Genomic DNA, 21,448 nt, shown 5'->3' on the forward strand with positions numbered 1-21,448 from the left:
ATAGGGGGTTGCGCGGCTCCCCGCCAGCGTGTTCGAGAGGCGTCATGCGGATCATCTTCATGGGAACGCCGGACTTCGCCGTGCCGGTGCTGGAAGCCCTCGTCGCGGCGGGGCATGACGTGGTGGCGGCCTATTGCCAGCCGGCGCGACCGGGCGGGCGGCGCGGGCGCGAGCTGGTGCCCTCGCCGGTGCAGATGCGGGCGGAGGCGCTGGGGATCGAAGTGCGGACACCGGTGTCGTTCAAGGCGTCGCTGCCCGAGGGGCTGGCCGCGCGGGAAGCGTTTGCGGCTTTGGGGGCGGATGTCGCGGTGGTCGCGGCGTATGGCCTGATCCTGCCGCGCGCGGTGCTCGATGCGCCGCGGTTCGGGTGCCTGAACGTGCACGGCTCGCTGCTGCCGCGGTGGCGGGGGGCGGCGCCGGTGCAGCGCGCGATCCTTGCGGGCGATGCGGAAACCGGCGTCGGGATCATGCAGATGGAGGCCGGGCTGGATACCGGGGCGGTGCGGCTCGAGGGGCGGACTGACGTTGCGGGGAAGACAGCGGGCGACCTCACGGCCGAGCTCTCGGCGATGGGCGCGCGGTTGATGGTCGAGGTGCTGGGCGATCTCGACGCCTACCCTGCCCGACCGCAGCCCGAGGAGGGCGTAACCTATGCCGCCAAGATCGCCAAGGCGGAGGCGCGGATCGACTTCGAGCGGTCGGCGGTCGATGTCGAGCGGCTGGTGCGCGCGATGAATCCCGCGCCCGGCGCGTGGTTCGAGGTCGCCGGCGAGCGCGTGAAGGTGCTCGCGGCGGACGTATTGCCGTTCAGCTTCTTGGGGTGCGAGGGGCTGACGGTGAACGCAGAGCTGACGATCGGGTGCGGTGATGGCGCGATCCGGCCGACCTTGGTGCAGCGGGCCGGGCGCGGCGTCACCTCGGCGGAAGAGTTGCTGCGCGGGTTTGCGATTCGCTCGGGGACGCAGCTTTGACGCGGTTCGCGTTGACGGTGGAATTCGATGGCCGGCCGTTCATGGGCTGGCAGCGGCAGAAGCACGGGCCGAGCGTGCAGGCCGCACTCGAGGCGGCGGTACTCAAGATGACCGGCGAGACCGCCGCGGTGCAGGCGGCGGGGCGGACCGATGCGGGGGTGCACGGGATGGCGATGCGCGCGCATGTCGATATCGACAAGCCGCTCGCGGCGTTCCGGTTGATGGAGGGGCTGAATGCTCTGGTTAAGCCGGCGCCGGTTTCGGTGCTGGCGTGCGAGGTGGTCGACGACGATTGGCATGCGCGGTTTTCGTGCGTCGGGCGGTCCTACGAGTACCGGATCGTCAACCGGCGGGCGCCGCTGAGTTTCGAGGCGGGGTTGGCGTGGCAGGTGCCGCAGTCTTTGGATGCGGAGGCGATGGCGGCGGCGGCGCAGGCGCTCGTCGGGCGGCATGATTTCACGACGTTTCGGTCGGCGCATTGCCAAGCGGACAGTCCGGTGCGGACTCTCGACCGCCTTGAGGTGGTGCGCGAGGGCGAGCGGCTGTTTATCTACGCGGCGGCGCGGTCGTTCCTGCATCATCAGGTGCGGTCGATGGTCGGGTGCCTGGCGTTGGTCGGGATGGGCCGCTGGGCGGTCGGCGACGTAGCCAAGGCGCTGGCGGCGAAGGATCGGGCGATGCTGGGGCTGAATGCGCCGCCCGACGGGTTGTTCTTCGTGAGTGCCGTTTACCCGCCCCCGTCATCCCGGACTTGATCCGGGACCCAGGGTTACGCGGCGCAGCTTTCGTGGCTCTGGGTCCTGACTTTCGTCAGGATGACGATGGGGGTGCGATGCGCGTGAACTTGGCGGCGAGCTCGACATGCGTGGACCAGCGGAACTGCCCGACCGGCTGGACCCAGTCGATCCGCCAGCCCGCGTCGCATAGCTCCTTCGCATCGCGCGCAAAGGTGGCCGGGTTGCACGAGATATAGGCGATCACCGGCGTCTTGCATGCCGCCAGCGCCGTCGCCTGCTCGCGCGCGCCCGAGCGGGGTGGATCGATCACGACCGCGTCGAAGCGATCGAGTTCGGCCACCGTCAGCGGGCGCCGATACAGATCGCGGTGCTCGGTATAGACGGGGCGCTGCGTGCGGTGCGCGGCGGCCTTTAGCGAGGCGAGTGCGTCGCGCGCGCCTTCGGCGGCGTAGACCTTAGCGGGGATCGCCATCGTGAAGGTGCCGAGCCCTGCGAACAGATCGGCCACGGTGGTGGCCTTGCCGATCGCCTCGAGCACCGCGGCGGTCAGCGCGGCCTCGCCATCGGGCGTCGCCTGCAGGAACGAGGCGGGCGGCAGCGGCACGGGGACGCCGCCGAGCGTGATCGTGACCGCGTCGGGCTCCCAGCGCGTCTCGGGCCCGAGACCGTCGTCGAACGCGACGCGCGCGATTTTGTGATCTTCACAGAATTTGGTGAGCGCTTCGGCGGCGGCGAGGCCTTCGGGGGCGAAACCGGTGATCAGGATGTCCGCGCCCTGGTCCGCGAGCGTCAGGTGGATGTCGGCGCGGCGGCGGAAGTTCAGGCGCCTCAGCAACTGGCGGAGCGGCTGGACGAGCGCGAACAGGCGCGGATCGAGGATCCAGCATTCCTTGATGTCGACGATCGTGTGCGCCTTCTCGGCGGTGAAGCCGAGCGTGATCTTGCCGCCCTTGCCGTCGGCATGGAGCGTCGCGCGGCGGCGGCTGCGGACGGGCGAGATGTGCGGGGTGCGGATCGGGGCCGACAGGTCCTGCCCGTCGAGCGCGGAGGCGATCCGGTCGGTGACGAACGCGGCATAGCTCTGGTCGTCGAGATGCTGGAGCTGGCAGCCGCCGCAGGTCGGGAAATGGATGCAAGGCGGCGTCTGGTGGTGCGGTCCGGGGGTGACGGTGCCGTCCGCGGCGAGCGTGTCGCCGGGGGCCGATAGCGGCGCGTGGCGGCCGTCGGCGGTGATCCCGTCGCCGCGCGCCGCGACGCGGATGATGGTGTCGATAGTGGATTCAGAAGTCATAGCGCCGCTCTGGCGCACCGCAGCGCGTCCGCCAAGTCGTCGGCGATAAATGCTGCGCCCAATCGGCGGGCGGCGTCACCGTGGAGCCACACGCCGGCGCCGGCGGCATCGAGCGGATCGAGCCCTGCGGCGAGCCCCATCGCTAACATGGCGCCGATCGCTCCGGCGAGCACGTCGCCGGTGCCCGCGGTCGAGAGCCAGTCGCTGGCGCCCTGCGCGATGCGGACGCGGCCGTCGGGCGCGGCGATGACGGTGTCGGCGCCCTTGAAGACGACGACTGCGTTCGCACGGGTGGCGGCGTCGCGGGCGCGGGTGATCTTGTCGGCATCGGACTTGCCGAAGAGCGCGTCGAACTCGCCTGCGTGCGGGGTGAGGATGACGGGGACGTTAAGCGCCTTGATCCTGTCGGGGTCGATCAAGCGGAGCGCGTCGCCGTCGATGATCATCGGGTGGCCTGATTTTAGGGCGGCGTCGAGGCGGGTCCTGGCGGTGTCGTCGCGGCTGAGGCCGGGACCGATGACGAGCGCGCCGATGCGGTCGTTGGCGAGGGCGTCGGTTGAGAACGGTGTGCGGACGAGCGCGTGGGGCGGCCCTTGGCTATCGCCGACCAGCGTGACGTAGCCGGCGCCGGCGCGCATCGCCGCAAGGGCTGCGAGGTCGGCGGCGCCGGACATGACGCCGGCGATGATCGCGACCATGCCTCGGGTGTATTTGTGCGAGTCGGGGCCGGGAGTCGAGAGGATTGGGGTTGCTAGGACTTGGGCCTGGCTGGTCGCGGGGACGCCGGTGTCGAGCAGGCGGATCTGACCGCAGTAGCGCGCAGCGGGCTGGAGGAGATGCGCGGGCTTCACCGCGCCGAGGGCCAGCGTGAGCGTGAAGACGGGGGGTGTGCTGAGCACGTGGCCGGAGTCGGTGGCGAGCCCGCTGGGGAGGTCGACGGCGATAGTCAGTTGCGCGGCGGTGGCGAGAAGACGGAGGCATTCAACAACAGGCTGTTCCCCCGCGGACGCGGGGGAACAGGATAGGCCGTCAGGTGCGCCGTTGAAACTTAGCTGGGCCCCCGCGTCCGCGGGGGAACAATCCGGGTTGGAAGCTCGGCTCGGGGCCTCGGTCGCATCGAGTGGGCGGGTCAGGCCGGTTCCGAACAGGGCGTCGACAAGGACCGGTGCAGGCTCGGCCTCCCCGAGCCGTTCGACCGGGCCGCGCCACGCAGCCCGCGCCGCCCTCGCCGCATCCGTCTTGGGTTCCGACAGCGCCGCGACGCGGACCATCGCCCCCATCTCGGCCAGCACGCGCGCGGCGACATAACCGTCGCCGCCATTGTTGCCGGGGCCGCACAGGATCAGGATTTCGTTCGCCCCCGACAGGCGGCGGACCGCGTGCGCGATCGCGGTGCCGGCGCGCTCCATCAGCGTTTCGACCGAGACGCCGGTCGCGATCACCACCTCTTCCGCCGCGCGCATTTCGGCGGCGGTCAGGATCGACTCGCCCTCGATCGCGATCATGAGGGCTTGTTCGCACCCTTGACCGTAGCCGGCAGGCGATAGCGCTCGCCGCCCAAGGCGACCTCGATCTTGTTGGCCGCGGTGATCGTGACCGTCGCGGCCTCGGCGCCGTCTGCCGCAATCACCCCGCGCCCGTCCTGCGTGACGAGCAACCGCCGGAACGCGCCATCGGGGTTGCGGATCGTCAGGATCAGCCCGTCCTTGCCCTGCGCCTGCTCGACCGTGCAGATCGACGCAAACGGCGCGTCGCCTCGCGCGCACGCGATACGGCTGTCGCTCGCGGTTTCGCTGCGCTGCTGCGTTCCGGCTTGCGTACCGGTCGGCTGCTCCTGCCCGCACGCCGCGAGCGGGAGCGAAAGCAGCACCGCGAGCCGTACCGGCTTAGATATCCGCGTAGACATGGGTTTCGGCTGCGGCTCCTGGATGCGTGACCGCGCCCTTGTACGCGGGGCCGACGGTCTTCGCATAGCGCCAGAGTGCACCCGACCCGTAATCGTTGGTGCGCGGTACCCAGGCGGCGCGGCGGGCCGCCATGACATCCTCGGAGACGTCGAGATCGATCGTGCCCGCCTCGGCGTCGATATGGATGATGTCGCCATTCTCGACCAGCGCGATCGGGCCACCGTCCGCGGCTTCGGGGCCGACATGGCCGATGCAGAAGCCGCGCGTGCCACCGGAGAAACGGCCGTCGGTGATCAGCGCGACGCTCTCACCCATGCCGAGGCCGTAGAGCGCGGCGGTGGTCGACAGCATCTCCCGCATGCCGGGGCCGCCCTTGGGTCCTTCGTAGCGGATGACGATGACCTCGCCTTCGTTGATCTCGCGGTTCTCGACCGCGGCGAAGGTGTCCTCCTCGCGGTCGAACACGCGTGCCGGCCCGGAGAACTGGAGGCGATGCATGCCCGCGACCTTCACGATCGCGCCGTCGGGGGCGAGACTGCCGCGTAAGCCCACGACGCCGCCGGTCGGCGTCAGCGGAGTGTTGATGTCGTAGATGACCTTCTGGTCGGGGTTCCACGTCACCTGGTCGATGTTCTCGCCCAGCGACTTGCCCGTCACGGTCAGGCAGTTGCCGTCGAGGAAGCCGCCCGCGAGCATCGTCTTCATCAACATATAGACACCGCCGGCCTCGTACATGTCCTTGGCGACATACTTACCGCCAGGCTTGAGATCGGCGATGTAGGGCGTCGTCTTGAAGATTTCGGCGACGTCGAACAGGTCGAACTCGATGCCGGCTTCGGACGCCATTGCGGGCAGATGCAGCGCGGCGTTGGTCGAGCCGCCGGTCGCGGCGACGACTCGCGCGGCGTTGATGAATGCCTCCCGCGTGCAGATGTCGCGCGGGCGGATGTTGTCGGCAAGGCACTCCATGACCTGCGCGCCGGCCGCGACCGCGATCTGTTCGCGAGTCGTGTAGGGTGCAGGCACCATGTTGCTGTTCGGGATCGACAAACCGATCGCCTCGGCGACGCAAGCCATCGTGTTGGCGGTGTACTGGCCACCGCAGGCGCCGTGGCCGGGGCATGCGACCTTCTCGAGCGCGTGAACCTCGGACAGCGGGCAGGCGCCCGCCGCATATTTGCCGACGATCTCGAACACGTCGACGACGGTGACGTCGCGTTCCTGATAGCGGCCGGGCAGGATCGAGCCGCCATAGACGAACACCGACGGGATATTGAGGCGGAGCATCGCCATCATCATGCCCGGCAGCGACTTGTCGCAGCCGGCAAAGCCGACGAGCGCGTCGTAGCAATGGCCGCGGACCGAGAGCTCGACCGAGTCGGCGATGACTTCGCGGCTGACGAGGCTCGCCTTCATCCCCTGATGGCCCATGGCGATGCCGTCGGTGACGGTGATCGTGTTGAACCGGCGCGGCATGCCTCCGCCCTGGATGACGCCGGCCTGCGCGGCATCGGCCTGCGCGTCGAGCGTGGTGTTGCAGGGCGCGGAGTTGTTGCCGGCGGAGGCGAGCGCGACGAACGGGCGCGCGATCTGCTCCTCGTCGAGGCCCATCGCGTAGTAATAGCTGCGGTGCGGGGCGCGTTCGGGACCGACGGAGACGTGACGGCTCGGCAGGCGTGATTTATCGAATGTGCGGGTCATGGCGAACGCCTATGTCGCGGGAGGGGGTATTTGCGCAAGAGAGTTGCGACACCGAACCTGCGATTTACCGGGGGGCTGCGATTTACCGCGTCAACGCCATGAGTGCGATCAGGAGGACCATGATACCGACCGTGAGCACGAGGAGCGTCGCGAGCACCAGAAACGTCCCGCTTGCGTTGTCGTAAGCCCAGGCAAGCGCGGGAAGCGACAGGATGCCGACCGCGACGGCGACGCCCATGCCGCCCAAACCGTAGCCGACACTCAATGCCGACACTACGCACAGGAGCGTGATCGGTCGTGCGCCCGTCACGCGCATCAGTTGAGGTGGGGTGGAGGCATGAAACGGATCGTGCCGTTCGGGGCCGATTTGTGCAAGCGCGCGCTACCCGTCAGCGCCGGGTATCCTGACGAACGTCAGTGGACAGAGTTACCGCTGACGACCTCTTTTGGATCTGGATCCCGACTTTCGTCAAGATGACGATAGGGTTCGTACCGCTCCAGCCGTGGCGGTCAGAGCGCCTCGAGCGCCTTTGCCACGCCGTCCATCGTGAAGGGCTTTTGCAGCCGCGGGCGGTCGCGGAATTCGGGGGCGACGCCGTCGTCGCCGCCGCCGGTGGCGAAGACGAAGGGGACGCCCTTGGCCGCGAGCGCCTCGGCGACCGCAGTGCTCTTTTCGCCGCCGCGCAGGTTCACGTCAAGGATCGCGCCGTCGACGCCGCCTTCCTCGATCCGCTTGAGCGCGTCCGCGACGGTGTCGACGGACCCGGCGACGCCCTTGTCGAGCACCTCCAGGAAATCCTCAAGCATCATGGCGATCAACGGTTCGTCCTCGACGATGAGGATCTGCTTGGAAACGGTCATCCCCTGCCATAGTCGGGATTGTTACGACTTGCCAACATCTTGTTCGTGTCGGCGCGTCGCGAGCACGTCTCGTGCCGCTTCGGCGAGTTCCTGGACCGAGAAGGGCTTGGGCAGGAATGCGACGTTGTCGAGATCGATCGAGCGGCGCAATTGCTCCTCGGCATAGCCCGACATGAACAGGATCGGCAGGTCGGGATAGCTCTCGCGCGCATGCCGCACCATCGTCGGGCCATCCATCTGCGGCATGACGACGTCGCTGATCAGCAGGTCGGGACGGCCGTGCTTTGCGAGCACCTCGAGCGCGACTTCGCCATTTTCGGCGGTGAGCACGGTATAGCCCTGCCGCACGAGCGCGCGTTCGGCGACCGCGCGGACCATGTCCTCGTCCTCGACCAGCAGGATCGTGCCGGTGCCCCAGAGGTCGACGGGCTTGGGCGTCGGCTTGAGAATCGCCGGGCGCGTGGCGGCAGGCGCGGAGTGCACCGGCAGGTACATCGAGAAGGTCGCGCCCTGCCCCGGCTTGCTCTCGGCGAAGATGTAACCGCCGGACTGTTTGACGATGCCGTAGACGGTCGAGAGGCCGAGGCCGGTGCCCTTGCCGAATTCCTTGGTGGTGAAGAAGGGTTCGAAGATCTTGGGCAGCACGTCGGGCGGGATACCGGTGCCGGTGTCCTGCACGATCAGCGCGGTATAATCGGCGACGGGCAGGATATCCGACGCCATCTCGCGCACTTCGGACGCGGGCACCGCGCGCGTGGTGATGGTGAGCACGCCGCCGCCGCGCGCATTCGCCGAGACGATCGCGTCGCGCGCGTTGACCGCGAGGTTGACGACGACCTGTTCGAGCTGGCCGGGATCGGCGCGGACCGGGCCGAGGTTGCGGCCGTGAGTCATGTCGAGGCGGACGGTCTCGCCCATCAGCCGTTTGAGCAGGTTCGAGACTTCGGAGACGACGTCGGGGAGCTGGAGGATTTGCGGGCGCAGCGTCTGCTGGCGCGAGAAGGCGAGCAACTGGCGTGTGAGGCTGGCGGCGCGGTTGGAGTTGGTGCGGACCTGCTGGATGTCATCATAATCGCTGTCGCCGGGCGAATGGCGCATCAGCATCAGGTCGCAATGCCCGATGATCGCGGTCAGGATGTTGTTGAAATCATGCGCGACGCCGCCGGCGAGCTGGCCGACCGCCTGCATCTTGGTGGCCTGGGCGACTTCGCGCTTGAGGCGGCTTTCCTCGCTATTGTCCTTGAGGCTGAGCAGCACCGCCGCATCGCCGAGGCCGCGCGCGCCGGCGATGGTGAGTGCGACCGGCTCGTCGGGATGATCCTTGAGACGGACGGCCATGTCGGTCGAGTGCGTCGCGCCGCCGGCGAATTTGCGGATCGCGTCGGCGACCGCCGCCTTGTCCTCGCGGACGACGAGATCGCCGGGGTAGAGCGGCGGTGCGACCGCGTTGACGCCCGCCGCGCGCAGGAACGAGTCGTTCATCTGAAGGAATCGGCCGTCGCGATCAACCAGCGCCATGCCGAACGGCATCATGCTGACCAGGCTGCGGACATGCGCCGAGGCACTGGCGCCGAGCGCGGGCGCGTCCTCCTCGTCGTCGAGCAATGCGACCAGCACCGGCGCGTCGTCGCCGTCGAGGAACGGGATCTGGAGGACGCGCAGCGGCGTGCCCTCGAGCCCCTCGCGTTCGAAGCGGACGAGGCCGCGGCTGTCGGTAATGAGGAAGCGGGCGAAGTCGCGGCCTTCGATCGCGTCATATTCGTCGCCGCACGCGCGCGCTCTGAGCACGCGGTTGGCGGTGCGGACTCGGCCGTCGGGCGAGAGCAGTGCGGCCATGATGCCGCTGCCGCCGAGCCGGTCGCCGGTCGGGCCCGTGAGCAGAGCGGCGAGCGTTTCCGCGAGATCGTGGTCCTGCGCGGTGACGAAGCGCCAGACGAGCATGTCCGCATCGTCGCCGGCCCGCGCGATCTGTGCGGACAGGGCGATGTCGCGCGCGGCGAGCCGGTCGACCTGCGCGCTGCCGTCGCGCCAGGCGGCACGGCCGGCGGCCGCGAGCGCTGCGGTGCCCGCGTCGTCGAGCGGGAGGCCGGGGGGGGTTGGGAAACCTGCGAACAGCGCTTCATACGCGTCGTTCGCGCAGACGAGGCGGCCGGCGCGGTCGGTGATCGCGAGCGCGTCGGTGCCGGCTTCGGCGACCGTCCGGGTGAGGTCCCAGTCGACCGGGCGCGACGCGTCCTTCGTGACCGGATTGAGGAGGCGCCAGGCGATTAGCGCGCCGATGACGATAATGGCGGCGGCGAAGAAACCGGCGGCGACGATCCAGCTGCCGACCAGCAGCAGCACGATAGCGGCGGCAGCGATGCCCGAGACGGCAGCGACCAACGCTGCGTTGTGGACGGGGGTGGGTAAAGCGATCGATGCCATCGGGACGGTCTTCCGCTCAACCGGGGCTGGGCGTCAAGCGCGATGCGTGATTGCCGGGGGCGGCTTTCGCGATGGCACCCCGTGGCTCGTCCCGCGGACGGCACCACCCCGGCGAAGGCCGGGGCCCAATTGGCGAGGTCGTTGCAACCGAGCGCACCCGTCGTTCGCGACGTTCCCCAATTGGGCCCCGGCCTTCGCCGGGGTGGATGCGACGATACCTGCCCCCGCGTTCCCCGGCCTTCGCCGGGGAACCAGAGGCGTACCGTTTACCAGATCCGGACGCGCTGCTCGGGCGTCAGGTAGAGCTTCTGCCCCGGGGTCGGCTTGTACGCAGCATACCAGGGGTCGAGGTTGCGCACGACCCAGGCGCGCTGCTGCGACGGCGAGTGCGGGTCGGTCAGCAAGCGGTTGCGAAGGTTGGCTTCGCGGTAGTTGCGACGCCAGACCTGCGCCCAGCCGAGATAGAAGCGCTGATCGCCGGTAAAGCCGTCGAGCACCGGCGCCGCCTTGCCGCCGAGCGCGGTGTGGTAGGCGTCGTAGGCGACGGTAAGGCCGGCGAGATCGGCGATGTTCTCGCCCATCGTCAGCTGCCCCTTCACGTGCATGCCGGGCAGCGGCTCGTAGGCATCATATTGCGCGCCGAGCTTGCCGGTGAGCGCCTGGAAGCCAGCGATGTCCTTGGGCGTCCACCAGTCGGTGAGCTGGCCCTTGGCATCGTATTTCGAGCCCTGATCGTCGAAATGATGGCTCAACTCGTGACCGATCACCGCGCCGATGCCGCCGTAATTGACCGCATCGTCCGCCTTCGGATCGAAGAACGGCGGCTGCAGGATCGCGGCGGGGAAGACGATCTCGACCATGCCGAAATTGGCATAGGCGTTCACCGTCATCGGCGTCATGCCCCATTCCCAGCGCTGCAAGGGCTTGCCGAGCTTGGCGATATTGTCCTGATGCTGCCATTCGTTCGCGCGCCATTCGTTGCCGAACGCGTCGCCGCTCGTGATCTCCAGGCCAGAGAAATCCTTCCACTGGCTGGGATAGCCGATCTTGGGCGTGAACGCGGCGAGCTTGGCGTGCGCCTTGACCTTCGTCTCGGGCGCCATCCATTCGAGCTTGTCGATCCGGCGGCCCATCGCGGCCAGCACGTTCTTGACAAGCTTGTCGGCCGCGGCCTTCGTCTCGGGCGGGAAATATTGTGCGACGTAGAGCTTGCTGACCTCGTCATCGAGCGCGCCGGAGGTGAACTGGACGCCGCGCTTCCAGCGTGCCTCCTGCTCGGGCGTGCCGCCGAGGACGGTGCCGTAGAAGGCGAACTGCTCGGCATCGAACGCCTTGGGCAGCACGTCCGCATAGCCGTCGAGCGAGCGGAGCATCAGCTGGTCCTTGAGCACGCCGAGCGGCGCAGTCGAGACGAGCTTGGCGATGCCGGTGATCGCCGAGGGCTGCGCGACGATGACGGTCGCGACGGGCGTGCCGATGCCCTTGAAATAGCCCGCGAAGTCGAAGCCGGGGGCGCGCTTGGCGAGCTCTGCGACGGTCATCTTGTTATAGGTCTTGGTGGCTTCGCGACTGTCAACGCGCGTCCAGCTGACCTTGGCGATCTCGGTCTCGAACGCCAGCAGCGCAGCGGCGCGCGCCTCGGCATCGGGTTCGCCCGCGAGGGTCAGCATCTTGGCGATATGCGCGCGGTAGGCGGTGCGCGCCTCGACCAGCTTTGCGTCGGCCGAGAGGTAATAATCGCGGTCGGGGAGGCCCAGCCCGGACTGGCCGAGCGAGAGCGCATATTGCTCAGGCAGCTTGTCGTCCTGCCCGACGCCGCCGCCGAACGGGCCGCCGATGCCGGCGCGGTCGGCCTCGGCGAGCAGCGCGGGGTAGCCGGCGCGGTCGGTGAGCGCGGCGATCTTCTTCAGCCAGGGACGGATTGGGGCGAGGCCCTTGGCCTCGATCGTGCCGGTGTCGAGGAACGTCGCATAGGCACGCCCGATCTTCGAGGTCTTGTCCTTCGCGGCGGTGTCGAGGATGCCGCGGGTGCGCGTCTCGGACAGGTCGGACAGGAGGTTGAACGAGCCGTAGTTCGACTTGTCGGCGGGGATCGGGTTGGCCTTCGACCAGTTGCCGTTGGCGAAGGTGTAGAAGTCGTCGCCGGGCTGGACGGTCTTGTCCATGCCCTTCTCGTCGAAGCCGAACGTCCCGTATTGCGCGCCGGTCGAGGCTGGGGTCGCGGCGGGCTTGGGTTCAGTGGTTTGCGAAATGGCGGCGGTGACGCCGGTGATGGCGGTTGCGGCCAGTAGGCCGGCGACGATGAAGGACTTCATGGGGTTCTCCTAGAATTTCGTTGGCACATACCACCACCACGACCTCCCCGGCGAAGGCCGGGGTCCAGTTGGGAAGGTCTCGGTAACGAGGGGCAGTCCGCTGTTACGGCTGTCCCCCAACTGGGCCCCGGCCTTCGCCGGGGTGAGGTGCGTGATCGGGGTATGCGGCGGGGTCTTGTTACCAGATGCGGATGCGGTTGGCGGGGGCGAGGTAGCTCGCCTCGCCGGGCTTGGCGCCGAACGCGGCGTACCAGGGATCGAGGTTGCGGACGGTCAGGACGCGCTGGTGGCCGGGCGAATGCGGATCCGACAGCAATGTCTGCTGCAGCGCCGCGTCACGGAACTTGCTGCGCCACACGCCCGCCCAGCCGTAATAGAAGCGCTGGTCGCCGGTCGTGCCGTCGATGATCGGCGCCGGCTTGCCGCCCAACGACTTGTGATATGCGTCGTACGCAACCGTGAGGCCCGCCAGATCGGCGATGTTCTCGCCGAGCGTCAGGCCGCCCTGGATGTGCTGGCCGGGCAGCGGCTCATACGCGTCATACTGCTTCACGAGCGCATCGGTGAACACCTTGAAGCGGGCGACGTCCTGCGCCGTCCACCAGTCGGTCAGCTTGCCGTTGAGATCGTATTTGCGGCCCTGGTCGTCGAAGTGATGGCTGATCTCGTGACCGATCACCGCGCCGATGCCGCCGTAGTTGACCGCGGGGTCCGCCTTCGGATCGAAGAAGGGCGGCTGGAGGATCGCGGCGGGGAAGACGACCTCGTTCATCGTCGGGTTGGCGTAGGCGTTGATCGTCATCGGCGTCATGAACCACTCGGCCCGATCGATCGGCTGGCCCAGCTTCTTGAGATCGCGATCATATTCGAAAGCATTGGCGCGCGCGACGTTGCCGACCAGATCGCCACGCTGGATCTGGAGCGCCGAATAGTCGCGCCACTTGTCGGGATAGCCGATCTTCGGCGTGAACGCGGCCAGTTTGGCGAGCGCCTTGGTCTTGGTCTCGGGCGCCATCCATTCGAGGTTCTTGAGACGCTCGCCCATTGCCGCAATGACGTTCTTCACCAGATCGTCGGCCGCGGCCTTCGACGCGGGCGGGAAATATTTCGCGACGTACTGCTGGCCGATCGCCTCGCCCATCGCGCCCGACACGGTCGAGACGCCGCGCTTCCAGCGGACCTGCTGCTCGGGCGTGCCCGACAGCGTGGTGCCGTAGAAGCCAAAGTTGGTCTTGTCGAAATCGCTCGACAGATACGGCGCGTAGGCGCGCAGCACCTTGAGCATCGCATAGTCCTGCAGGACATTGATCGGCGTGTCCGCGAAGACCTTGGCCTCGCCGGTGAACGCGGTTGGCTGTGCGACGAGGTAGAACGGACGGCCCGCGACGCCCATCGCGGTCATGTACTGCGTCCAGGGGAAGCCTGGCGCCTTCGTGGCGAAGTCGGCGGCGGTCCATTTGTTGTAGGTCTTGTCCGCGTCGCGGCTCTCGATCCGCGTCCAGTGCGCGGTGGCGAGGCCCTTCTCCATGTTGAATACGGCGGCGGCGCGCGCGGCGGCGTTGGGCTCGCCCGCCAGCGTCAGCATCCGCGTGAGATACGCCTGGTACGCCGTGCGGATGGTGGCGAGCTTGGCGTCATCCTTCAGGTAATAATCGCGATCGGGCAGCCCGAGGCCGCTCTGGCCGAGGCCGACGACATAGGTGGTCGGGTCCTTGTCGTCCTGCTGCACGCCGACACCGACCAGTCCGCCGACGCCCATGCGCTGGAGCTTGGCGATCTCGGTCACGAGCGCGGTCTTGTCCTTGGTCGCCTTCAGCGCGGCAAGCATCGGCTTGACCGGTGTCACGCCCTTCGCGTTGACCGCCGCCTCGTCCATGAAGCTGGTGTAGAACTCGCCGACCTTGTCGCCGGGCGTCCTGGCGGCGCCGTCAAGTATCGTGCGCGTGCGCTCGAGCGACAGGTCCTGGAGGACGTGGAACATACCGTAGGACGAGCGATCGGCGGGGATCGGCGTCGTCTTCACCCAGCCGCCGTTCGCGTAATCGAAAAAGTCAGTGCCCGGAGTCACGCTCGTGTCGCGACCGGCCATGTCGAAACCGAAATCACCGATCTGCGGCTTGTTCGCGTCTTTCGGTGCGACCGGGCCCTTCGCGGCCTTGGCCAGCGTCGGCGAAGGCGCCGGCGACGGGCCGGTTTGCGCGATCGCCGATGCGGCGGACGCGAGCAGGATCACGGTAACAATCGACTTGCGCATCAAGAACCTCGGAGAAAAGATCGTCTGAATACGCTGTGTTCTACGCCGATAAGACGGTCCGTCAATTCCAACCGGTGTCAAATGTTACGAAACGTTGCCACTGCGATTATCGTGCCGGTTCCGCCATTTGCGCGCGATCCACAGCCGCCAGCCCAGCGCGCTGAGCGCATAGCCGCCGACCGAGCAGACGATCGTGATGACCAGCAGGCCCAGCGCGGTGGCGGGCCCCGCCTGCATCAGCCACGGGATCCATTCGGTCCGTGCGGCGGCCTCGGCGACGGGCTGGCCAGGGACATGCTCGTCGAGCCGCAGCATAGACGAGCCGATCCAATAGGCCGCGATCCATAGCGGCGGCGTGGTCAGCGGGTTGGTGATGAAGGTGGTCAGCGCCGCGGTCGGGACGTTGGCGCGGAACGGGAGCGCGAAGATCGCCGCGACGGGCGTCTGCGCGACCGGGATCAGGATGCCCGCGACCATCCCGAGCGCGACGCCACGCGGGACCGATCGGCGCGTGAACCGCCAGAGTTCGGGCGCGAGCACGCGGTGGGCGACGGGGCGGAGAAGACGGTTCTTCTCCATCGATTCGCGCGTCGGCAGATTGCGATGCGACCACGCCGCGAGACGCCCAAAAATGCTGCCCGGCGCCTTCGACACAGGTTATCCGCGATCCCGCATGATCCGGCCCTGCTCGCGCTTCCAGTCCTGTTCCTTCACCGAATCGCGCTTGTCGTGGTTCTGCTTGCCCTTGGCGAGCGCCAGTTCGATCTTCGCGCGGCCCTTCGAATTGAAGTAGATCATCAGCGGTACGAGCGTCATGCCCTGGCGCGCGACCGCGCCGAACATCTTGTTGATCTCGCGTTCGTGCAGCAGCAGCTTGCGCGGCCGCTTGGGCTCGTGGTTGAAGCGGTTGCCGTGGCTGAACTCGGGGATGTTCGAATTGACCAGGACGACGTTCTTGCCCTTCACCTCGGCATAGGCCTCGGCGATCGAGCCCTCGCCGCCGCGCAGCGCCTTCACCTCGGTGCCGGTCAGCGCGATGCCCGCCTCGAACACCTGCTCGATATAATAATCATACCGCGCACGCCGGTTCTCGGCGACGATCTTGGTCTTCTCGAAGGTGGGGGGTTTGGGACGTGCCATGGGACGCGCGATGTAGGAGGTCGGAGGGCTTAGGGGAAGCGGTGGCGGCGTTATTCGTCGGCATCGTGGCAGCGCCGCTCGTATTTCGCCCGGCGCTGTTATCCAGCGCAAGATTGCCGCTCTCTTCCGGTTGGGTTAGCTGATCGCATGAACGTCATCGAACGCTATGATCGGGACGGCTATGCCGCCGCTCCGCGACTGATCGCCACATCGGTCGCCAACGCCTTCCTCCGTCAACTCGTGTCCGACATGGACGCGAAAGGCACGCCGTTGACGGCGCAGAAAAACGGATCAGCCTTGCTGCGCCGCGATGCGATCGAGGTCTACGGCTTTCACTATCCGCCGATGCTGGCGTTCCTGTGGGGGCTGACGCCGTTCGTCGCGACCGCGATCGGTCGCGACCTGCTGCCGGCGTACAGCTATTTCCGGATCTACCAGGAAGGCGATATCTGCCGCGTCCATAGCGACAGGCCGTCGTGCGAGCACAGCCTGTCGCTGACGCTGGATTACAGCGACGGCGTGCCGTGGAACCTCGAGATCGGTACCGACCACATCGCCGTGCCCAAGCCCGTGGTCGAGGACGATTTCGGGGCGGCCGGGTTCGCCTCGCTCAGCATGGAGCCCGGCGACGGCGTCCTGTATCAAGGCGTCCATCGCCGGCATGGCCGGATCACGCCCAACCCCAATGCATGGTCGGCGCACCTGTTTCTGCACTGGGTCGAGCGCGACGGGCCCAACGCCGGGTTCGCGTTCGATGGCAACCACGCCGCAGCGAAGGCGGTCAATCTCGAGCTGTGACGGTTCGCGCTAGATCAATCGCGCATGCGCGAGCGCCGTATCGACCGCCGCGCGCGCGGCTTCGCCGGCCGGCGTCATCGGCAGGCGCAGCGTTTCGGGGAAACCGGCGCGGACCTTCGTCATCGCGTATTTCACCGGGCCCGGCGAGGCGTCGGTGAAGAGCGCTTCGTGGAGCGGATAGAGCGTGTCCTGATACGCCAGCGCGGTGACGAAATCGCCCGACTGGCATGCCGCCTGGAACTCGGCGCATAGCTTTGGCGCGACGTTGGCCGTCACCGAGATGCAGCCGGTGCCGCCCATGACGTTGAACGCGAGCGCCAGGTCGTCATTGCCCGACAGCTGGCAAAAATCGGGACCGCACGCCGCGCGGTGCTGCGACACGCGCGCGAGCACGCCGCTGGCATCCTTCACGCCGACGAACACCTCGGGGAACGCCGTGACGATCCGCGCCAGTGTTGCGGGCTGGATGTCGGTCACGGTGCGTGCGGGCACGTTGTAGAGGATGATCGGCAGCGGGGTCGTCGCGGCGAGCGCCTCGAAGTGCCGGAAGATGCCCTCCTGCCCCGGGCGATTATAATAAGGCGGGACCATCAGCGCGGCGTCGGCGCCGGCGTCCTTGGCGGCGCGCAGGTTGGCCGAGGCGACGCGCGTGTCGTTCGAACCCGCGCCGGCGATTACGGGGACGCGGCCCTTCGCCTGGTCGACGCAGACGCGGACGACGTGGAAATGCTCGTCATACGACAAGGTCGCCGCTTCGCCGGTGGTGCCGCACGCGACGAGGCCCGACGAGCCCTCCGCGATCTGCCATTCGATGAAGTCGCGATAGGCGGGTTCGTCGAAGCTGCCATCGGCGGCGAACGGCGTGACGAGTGCCGGAATCGATCCTGAAAACATGGAGTAGCCTTGCGTCCCTGCGAGAAGAAAAGTCTGGCCTGTTGCGCCAAATACCGGGTGGAATCCGGATTTCGTTCAGGACAGATACGGGTTCGAGGCGTATGCTGTCCACATGGTAGCATCGATGTTGAAAACGAGCCTTCTTCTTGCAGTCGTGGCGGGGACGGTCGCCGCGTCCGGAGGCGGACAGCAGACGCTGGATCGCTACAGCACGCAGCTGGCCAATATGGGGCCCAATGCGCAGCCGATGGCCCCCCCCATGATGAGCGACGGTGCGATCGCGTCGACGATCGCGCAATGGCGCGCGCTGCAGCAGACCGACGCGTTGCCGTTCGACAGCTATGCGGGCTTCCTGATGGCGCATCCCGGCTGGCCCAACGAGGCCGCGAACCGCCGTGCGGCGGAGCGCAAGGCCGCCACCGGGTCGCCCGCCAGCGTCGCTGCGTTCTTCCGCCGCTATCCGCCGCAAACCGCGTCGGGCGGCGTCGCTTATGCGCGGGCTCTGCAGGCGACGGGCGCGCGCGATCAGGCCTATGCCGCGGTGCGGACCGCATGGCGCAGCAGCGGGCTGACGCCGACCGACGAGGCGATGGTACTGTCGGGCTTCCCGGGCGCGCTGACGCCCGACGACCAGGACGCGCGGATGGATGCGCTGTTGTGGGCGGGCCAGACCGGCGCGGCACAGCGGCACCTGGTGTGGACGAGCGCGGCGCGGCGGCCGGTGTTCGCCGCGCGGCTCGCATTCCGGACGAATGCGCCGAACGCGTCGGATATCTCGGCGTCGACGCAAGGCCTGTATGCCAGCGACGCGGGCTATGTCGCGGACCGGGCGCAGTGGTTGCGCAATTCGGGCGCGAGCCCGTCGGCGCGCGCGTGGCTGGCGCGACCGCGGTCGCTGACGACGCGGCCGGGCAATCCGGCGGAATGGTATGAGGTGCTCGTCACCAACGCGACCGGCGCGGCGAACGACAGCCAGTATCAGGTCGCCTATGACATCGCGCGGCAGATCGACGACGCCTATCCTTACGGCGTCGACGTCTCGACCAAATCCTATGCCGAGCGCGACGAATATACCAATCTCGCCTGGCTCGGCGGACGCGTCGCGATGAAGCAGCTCGGGCGCCCGGCGGACGCGATGACGTTGTTCGACCGTTATGCGCGCGGCTCGCGCTCGCCGCAGGTCCGGTCGAAGGGCTATTACTGGGCGGGGCGTGCAGCCGAGGCAGCGGGGCTCGCGCCACAGGCGGCGGCGTTCTACGGTCAGGCGGCGGGTTACCGCGATCAATATTACGGACAGCTCGCGAACGAGCGGACCGGGCGCGCGCTGGTCGCACCGCCATCGGTGGCGTCGGTCGCGATCGATCCTGCGACACGCGCCGCGTTCGACCGGCGCGAAGTTGTGCGCGCGGTGAAGTTCCTCGGCCAGATCGGCGACTGGCAGGACCAGACCGCGTTCATCCGCCAGATCGCCGCCGACGCGACGACCGATACGGATCATCTGCTAGCCGCCGAGCTGTCGAAGAGCATCAACCGCCCCGATCTTGGCGTGATGGTCGGGCGGAGCGCGCTGGCGAACGGCCTCAGCGATTATTCCGCGGTCGGTTTCCCGATGGTCGCCGTGCCCGCGGGATATGAGGACAACTGGACGATCATCCACGCGATCTCGCGGCAGGAAAGTCAGTTCGATCGCGCCGCGGTCAGCCATGCCGGCGCGCGCGGGCTGATGCAGCTGATGCCTGCCACCGCGCGCGAGCAGTCGGGCAAGATCGGGCTGGCATACAACCAGGCGGCGCTGACGACCGATCCGAACATGTCGATCATGCTGGGGTCGAGCTATTTCCAGCGAGTCTATGCCAATTACGGCAGCTATCCGCTTGCGGTGGCGGCGTATAATGCGGGCGGCGGCAACGTGAACAAATGGCTCCGCGCGAACGGCGATCCGCGCACGGGGGCGATCGACATGGTCGATTGGGTCGAGGCGATCCCGTACCAGGAGACGCGCAATTATGTGCAGCGCGTGCTGGAAAATGCGGTGGTGTACGACCTGATGAACCCCGCGCGCGCCAAGAGCCGGGGGGCTGCGCGGCTCTCCTGGTATCTTGGGAAGAACCGGCCGGGCTGAGGCCCTTGCGTCATCCTGACGGAATTCAGGATATTCAGGATCCAGGGTAACGGGCGGTGGTCCTTGGTGGCTCTGGATCCTGACTTTCGTCAGGATGACGGTCGCGCAGAACGTGATACGAACGCACATGGATCGCCCGAACTACATTACCCCCGCCGGCTACACCGTGCTGCGCGAGGAATATGAACACCTCCTCGTCGGCGAGCGGCCCAAGCTCGTCGAGGTGATCTCTTGGGCCGCAGGCAATGGCGATCGGTCCGAGAACGGCGACTACATCTACGGCCGCAAGCGGCTGCGCGAGATCGACCGCCGGCTCGGCTGGCTGTCGAAGCGGATGAAGGCGGCCAAGGTCGTCGATCCCGCCGCGCAGGAGGATCGCTCGCGCGTGTGGTTCGGGGCGTGCGTGACGGTCGCGGACGAGGACGACGTCGAGCGGATCCTGACGCTGGTCGGCGACGACGAAACCGACGCGAGCAACGGGCGGATCGGCTGGAACTCGCCGTTCGCGCGCGCCTTGCGCGAGGCTGCGATCGGCGACGTGCGGCGCGTCGACCTGCCCGCCGGCGAGCGCGAATATGAGGTGATGGCGATCGCCTATCCCTGACTCCTCTCCCGCAAGGAGGAGGTGGCACCGAAGGTGACGGAGGAGCGGATACTGAACCGACGTTTCGCTTACCGCCCCCTCCGTCTGGCAAGAGCCAGCCACCTCCCCCTGACGGGGGAGGATATAGACACCCTCGCCCCGTCAACGATCCGTTTCGATCTACGTAAGTTGACCGGGCCTGCCGCGTGGGACATTTCGGAGCCGCAACGACAGCAAGGATTTCCTATGCCGATACCCGCCACCTGGTCCGCCCGCCTGCTCAGCGTGATGCGGATCGTCGTCGCGCTCGTGTTCTTCAGCCACGGCGTTTCCAAATTATTCGGCCTGCCGCCCTTCCCATATCCGATGACCCCGTTGCTCTACGTCGCAGGCGTGCTGGAAGTCGTCGGCGGGGGGCTACTGATCGTCGGGCTGTTCACGCGTCCGGTGGCGTTCGTGCTGTCGGGGATGTCCGCGATCGCGTATTTCCTGGACCACGCGCCGCAGGGTCCCTTCCCGATCGCCAATGACGGCGAGGCGGCGGTGCTCTACTGCTTCGTCTTCCTGTACCTCGCCGCGGCGGGCGGCGGCGCGTGGAGCGTGGACGCGGGGCGTGGGCAACGCTAATCCTCCGCGCATGATCGATACCACAACGCGCAACGTCGCCCTCCTGATCGACGCGGACAACGCTTCCGCCGCCACGCTCGACCCGGTGCTGACCGTCCTTGCCGAGCTCGGCACGGTCAACGTCCGGCGGGTCTATGGCAACTGGTCCAAGCCCGCGCTGAAGGCGTGGAGCGACATATCGATCAAGCACGGCATCGAGCCGCAGCAGCAGTTCGACCTGACCAAGGGCAAGAACGCGACCGACATGAAGATGACGATCGACGCGATGGACCTGCTGTTCCGCGGGCGGATCGACGGGTTCGGGATCATGTCGTCGGACAGCGATTTCATGCCGCTGGCAACGCGCATCCGCCAGGACGGCATCCCCGTCTATGGCTTCGGCACCAGCCGCACGCCCGAGGGTTTCCGCCAGGCCTGCACGCGGTTCATCGACGTGGGCGCGCTCAACGAGACGTCGCAGCCGATGCCCGCCCCTGTGCCGGCGCCGGTCGCGGGCGAAAAGGCGGCGGCCCCTGCCCCGGCCCCCCGCCCCAAGACCGCGCAACCGATCGACGAACAGGTCATCAAGCTGCTGATCGACGCGTACAACGCGGTGAAGCGCGACGAGAAGGGCTATGCGAGCGTCGCCGAACTCGGCCAGCTGGCGGGCAACCGCTCGAGCTTCGATGCGCGCAATTACGGGTTCAACCGGCTGTCCGACCTGATCGAGACGATCCCGAACTTCCAGCATGAGCGCCGCGAAGGTGGCCGGTCGTTCGTGAAGCGGCTTCGGTAGGCACTCCGCACGCCGAGACCAACTGCCCCACCCCGGCGGAGGCCGGGG

Annotated in this window: 19 protein-coding genes; 7 read left to right on the forward strand and 12 right to left on the reverse strand. The window is 67.7% G+C overall.

The annotated features are described in order from the left end of the window. Positions 1-44: 44 nt before the first annotated feature. Complete coding sequence (fmt, locus tag ASE88_RS06445; protein ID WP_056476798.1) at positions 45-971, forward strand: methionyl-tRNA formyltransferase; 927 nt, start codon at positions 45-47, stop codon at positions 969-971. Next, positions 968-1,726: a tRNA pseudouridine(38-40) synthase TruA gene (gene truA / locus ASE88_RS06450; RefSeq protein ID WP_056476801.1), complete on the forward strand. Its 759-nt coding sequence runs from the start codon at positions 968-970 to the stop codon at positions 1,724-1,726. The genes fmt and truA overlap by 4 nt, the downstream gene beginning before the upstream one ends. A gap of 55 nt (positions 1,727-1,781) precedes the next feature. Here the strand turns inward: truA and ASE88_RS06455 are convergent, their stop codons facing one another. The 11 genes from ASE88_RS06455 to smpB all read right to left on the reverse strand — a co-directional run bounded on the left by ASE88_RS06455 (position 1,782) and on the right by smpB (position 15,601). Further along, positions 1,782-2,999: a class I SAM-dependent RNA methyltransferase gene (locus ASE88_RS06455; protein ID WP_056477152.1), complete on the reverse strand. Its 1,218-nt coding sequence runs from the start codon at positions 2,997-2,999 to the stop codon at positions 1,782-1,784. After that, positions 2,996-4,504 (reverse strand): NAD(P)H-hydrate dehydratase, encoded by a 1,509-nt coding sequence (locus tag ASE88_RS06460; RefSeq protein ID WP_056476804.1) that lies wholly within the window; start codon positions 4,502-4,504, stop codon positions 2,996-2,998. Before ASE88_RS06460 ends, ASE88_RS06455 begins: the two co-directional genes overlap by 4 nt. Further along, complete coding sequence (locus ASE88_RS06465) at positions 4,501-4,869, reverse strand: hypothetical protein (RefSeq protein ID WP_321163404.1); 369 nt, start codon at positions 4,867-4,869, stop codon at positions 4,501-4,503. Before ASE88_RS06465 ends, ASE88_RS06460 begins: the two co-directional genes overlap by 4 nt. Before the next feature lie 16 nt (positions 4,870-4,885). Next, complete coding sequence (ilvD, locus tag ASE88_RS06470; RefSeq protein ID WP_056476811.1) at positions 4,886-6,607, reverse strand: dihydroxy-acid dehydratase; 1,722 nt, start codon at positions 6,605-6,607, stop codon at positions 4,886-4,888. An 82-nt stretch (positions 6,608-6,689) separates the two neighbouring features. After that, on the reverse strand, positions 6,690-6,923 hold the full coding sequence (locus ASE88_RS06475) for a hypothetical protein (protein ID WP_056476814.1): 234 nt from the start codon (positions 6,921-6,923) through the stop codon (positions 6,690-6,692). 194 nt (positions 6,924-7,117) lie between these two features. Further along, positions 7,118-7,468 carry a response regulator gene (locus ASE88_RS06480; RefSeq protein ID WP_056476817.1) on the reverse strand — a complete coding sequence of 117 codons (351 nt, stop codon included), beginning with the start codon at positions 7,466-7,468 and terminating at the stop codon, positions 7,118-7,120. A 21-nt stretch (positions 7,469-7,489) separates the two neighbouring features. Beyond that, positions 7,490-9,892, reverse strand: coding sequence for a response regulator (locus tag ASE88_RS06485; protein WP_056476820.1), 2,403 nt, complete (start codon positions 9,890-9,892; stop codon positions 7,490-7,492). 266 nt (positions 9,893-10,158) lie between these two features. After that, entirely contained in the window at positions 10,159-12,207 is a 2,049-nt protein-coding gene (locus tag ASE88_RS06490) for a M13 family metallopeptidase (RefSeq protein WP_056476822.1), read from the reverse strand. Between the two features lie 178 nt (positions 12,208-12,385). Continuing rightward, a complete protein-coding gene (locus ASE88_RS06495; RefSeq protein ID WP_056476825.1) occupies positions 12,386-14,461 on the reverse strand; it encodes a M13 family metallopeptidase in 2,076 nt (691 codons plus the stop codon). A gap of 84 nt (positions 14,462-14,545) precedes the next feature. Next, the gene (locus tag ASE88_RS06500) at positions 14,546-15,115 is read right to left on the reverse strand and encodes a DUF2062 domain-containing protein (protein ID WP_235525794.1); all 570 of its coding nucleotides are present in this window, start codon (positions 15,113-15,115) and stop codon (positions 14,546-14,548) included. A gap of 3 nt (positions 15,116-15,118) precedes the next feature. After that, on the reverse strand, positions 15,119-15,601 hold the full coding sequence (gene smpB / locus ASE88_RS06505) for an SsrA-binding protein SmpB (protein ID WP_055879372.1): 483 nt from the start codon (positions 15,599-15,601) through the stop codon (positions 15,119-15,121). A 147-nt stretch (positions 15,602-15,748) separates the two neighbouring features. Between smpB and ASE88_RS06510 the strand changes: the two genes are divergently transcribed. Next, positions 15,749-16,399, forward strand: coding sequence for a hypothetical protein (locus ASE88_RS06510; protein ID WP_056476828.1), 651 nt, complete (start codon positions 15,749-15,751; stop codon positions 16,397-16,399). A 9-nt stretch (positions 16,400-16,408) separates the two neighbouring features. Here ASE88_RS06510 and dapA read toward each other — a convergent pair whose 3' ends face one another. Further along, on the reverse strand, positions 16,409-17,293 hold the full coding sequence (gene dapA / locus ASE88_RS06515; protein WP_056476831.1) for a 4-hydroxy-tetrahydrodipicolinate synthase: 885 nt from the start codon (positions 17,291-17,293) through the stop codon (positions 16,409-16,411). A 124-nt stretch (positions 17,294-17,417) separates the two neighbouring features. Between dapA and ASE88_RS06520 the strand changes: the two genes are divergently transcribed. The 4 genes from ASE88_RS06520 (at position 17,418) to ASE88_RS06535 (ending at position 21,400) form a co-directional block, all read left to right on the forward strand. After that, positions 17,418-19,415: a transglycosylase SLT domain-containing protein gene (locus ASE88_RS06520; RefSeq protein ID WP_414893477.1), complete on the forward strand. Its 1,998-nt coding sequence runs from the start codon at positions 17,418-17,420 to the stop codon at positions 19,413-19,415. Between the two features lie 127 nt (positions 19,416-19,542). Beyond that, on the forward strand, positions 19,543-20,019 hold the full coding sequence (gene greB, locus ASE88_RS06525; RefSeq protein ID WP_056477154.1) for a transcription elongation factor GreB: 477 nt from the start codon (positions 19,543-19,545) through the stop codon (positions 20,017-20,019). 225 nt (positions 20,020-20,244) lie between these two features. Next, a complete protein-coding gene (locus ASE88_RS06530) occupies positions 20,245-20,625 on the forward strand; it encodes a DoxX family protein (protein WP_056476838.1) in 381 nt (126 codons plus the stop codon). A 10-nt stretch (positions 20,626-20,635) separates the two neighbouring features. Next, positions 20,636-21,400 carry an NYN domain-containing protein gene (locus ASE88_RS06535; RefSeq protein WP_055879356.1) on the forward strand — a complete coding sequence of 255 codons (765 nt, stop codon included), beginning with the start codon at positions 20,636-20,638 and terminating at the stop codon, positions 21,398-21,400. Positions 21,401-21,448 lie beyond the last annotated feature (48 nt).

The sequence above is a fragment of the Sphingomonas sp. Leaf38 genome (genome assembly GCF_001421825.1).
In the GTDB taxonomy this organism is placed as follows: domain Bacteria; phylum Pseudomonadota; class Alphaproteobacteria; order Sphingomonadales; family Sphingomonadaceae; genus Sphingomonas.

What these genes read in the sequence shown, in the direction of transcription:
- ASE88_RS06455 (WP_056477152.1), bottom strand. Translation starts at nt 2,999, where the DNA reads ATGACTTCTGAATCCACTATCGACACCATCATCCGCGTCGCGGCGCGC.
- ASE88_RS06485 (WP_056476820.1), bottom strand. Translation starts at nt 9,892, where the DNA reads ATGGCATCGATCGCTTTACCCACCCCCGTCCACAACGCAGCGTTGGTC.
- ASE88_RS06460 (WP_056476804.1), bottom strand. Translation starts at nt 4,504, where the DNA reads ATGATCGCGATCGAGGGCGAGTCGATCCTGACCGCCGCCGAAATGCGC.
- fmt (WP_056476798.1), top strand. Translation starts at nt 45, where the DNA reads ATGCGGATCATCTTCATGGGAACGCCGGACTTCGCCGTGCCGGTGCTG.
- ASE88_RS06510 (WP_056476828.1), top strand. Translation starts at nt 15,749, where the DNA reads ATGAACGTCATCGAACGCTATGATCGGGACGGCTATGCCGCCGCTCCG.
- ASE88_RS06490 (WP_056476822.1), bottom strand. Translation starts at nt 12,207, where the DNA reads ATGAAGTCCTTCATCGTCGCCGGCCTACTGGCCGCAACCGCCATCACC.
- greB (WP_056477154.1), top strand. Translation starts at nt 19,543, where the DNA reads ATGGATCGCCCGAACTACATTACCCCCGCCGGCTACACCGTGCTGCGC.
- ilvD (WP_056476811.1), bottom strand. Translation starts at nt 6,607, where the DNA reads ATGACCCGCACATTCGATAAATCACGCCTGCCGAGCCGTCACGTCTCC.
- ASE88_RS06495 (WP_056476825.1), bottom strand. Translation starts at nt 14,461, where the DNA reads ATGCGCAAGTCGATTGTTACCGTGATCCTGCTCGCGTCCGCCGCATCG.
- ASE88_RS06530 (WP_056476838.1), top strand. Translation starts at nt 20,245, where the DNA reads ATGCCGATACCCGCCACCTGGTCCGCCCGCCTGCTCAGCGTGATGCGG.
- dapA (WP_056476831.1), bottom strand. Translation starts at nt 17,293, where the DNA reads ATGTTTTCAGGATCGATTCCGGCACTCGTCACGCCGTTCGCCGCCGAT.
- ASE88_RS06475 (WP_056476814.1), bottom strand. Translation starts at nt 6,923, where the DNA reads ATGCGCGTGACGGGCGCACGACCGATCACGCTCCTGTGCGTAGTGTCG.
- ASE88_RS06480 (WP_056476817.1), bottom strand. Translation starts at nt 7,468, where the DNA reads ATGACCGTTTCCAAGCAGATCCTCATCGTCGAGGACGAACCGTTGATC.
- ASE88_RS06535 (WP_055879356.1), top strand. Translation starts at nt 20,636, where the DNA reads ATGATCGATACCACAACGCGCAACGTCGCCCTCCTGATCGACGCGGAC.
- ASE88_RS06520 (WP_414893477.1), top strand. Translation starts at nt 17,418, where the DNA reads ATGTTGAAAACGAGCCTTCTTCTTGCAGTCGTGGCGGGGACGGTCGCC.
- smpB (WP_055879372.1), bottom strand. Translation starts at nt 15,601, where the DNA reads ATGGCACGTCCCAAACCCCCCACCTTCGAGAAGACCAAGATCGTCGCC.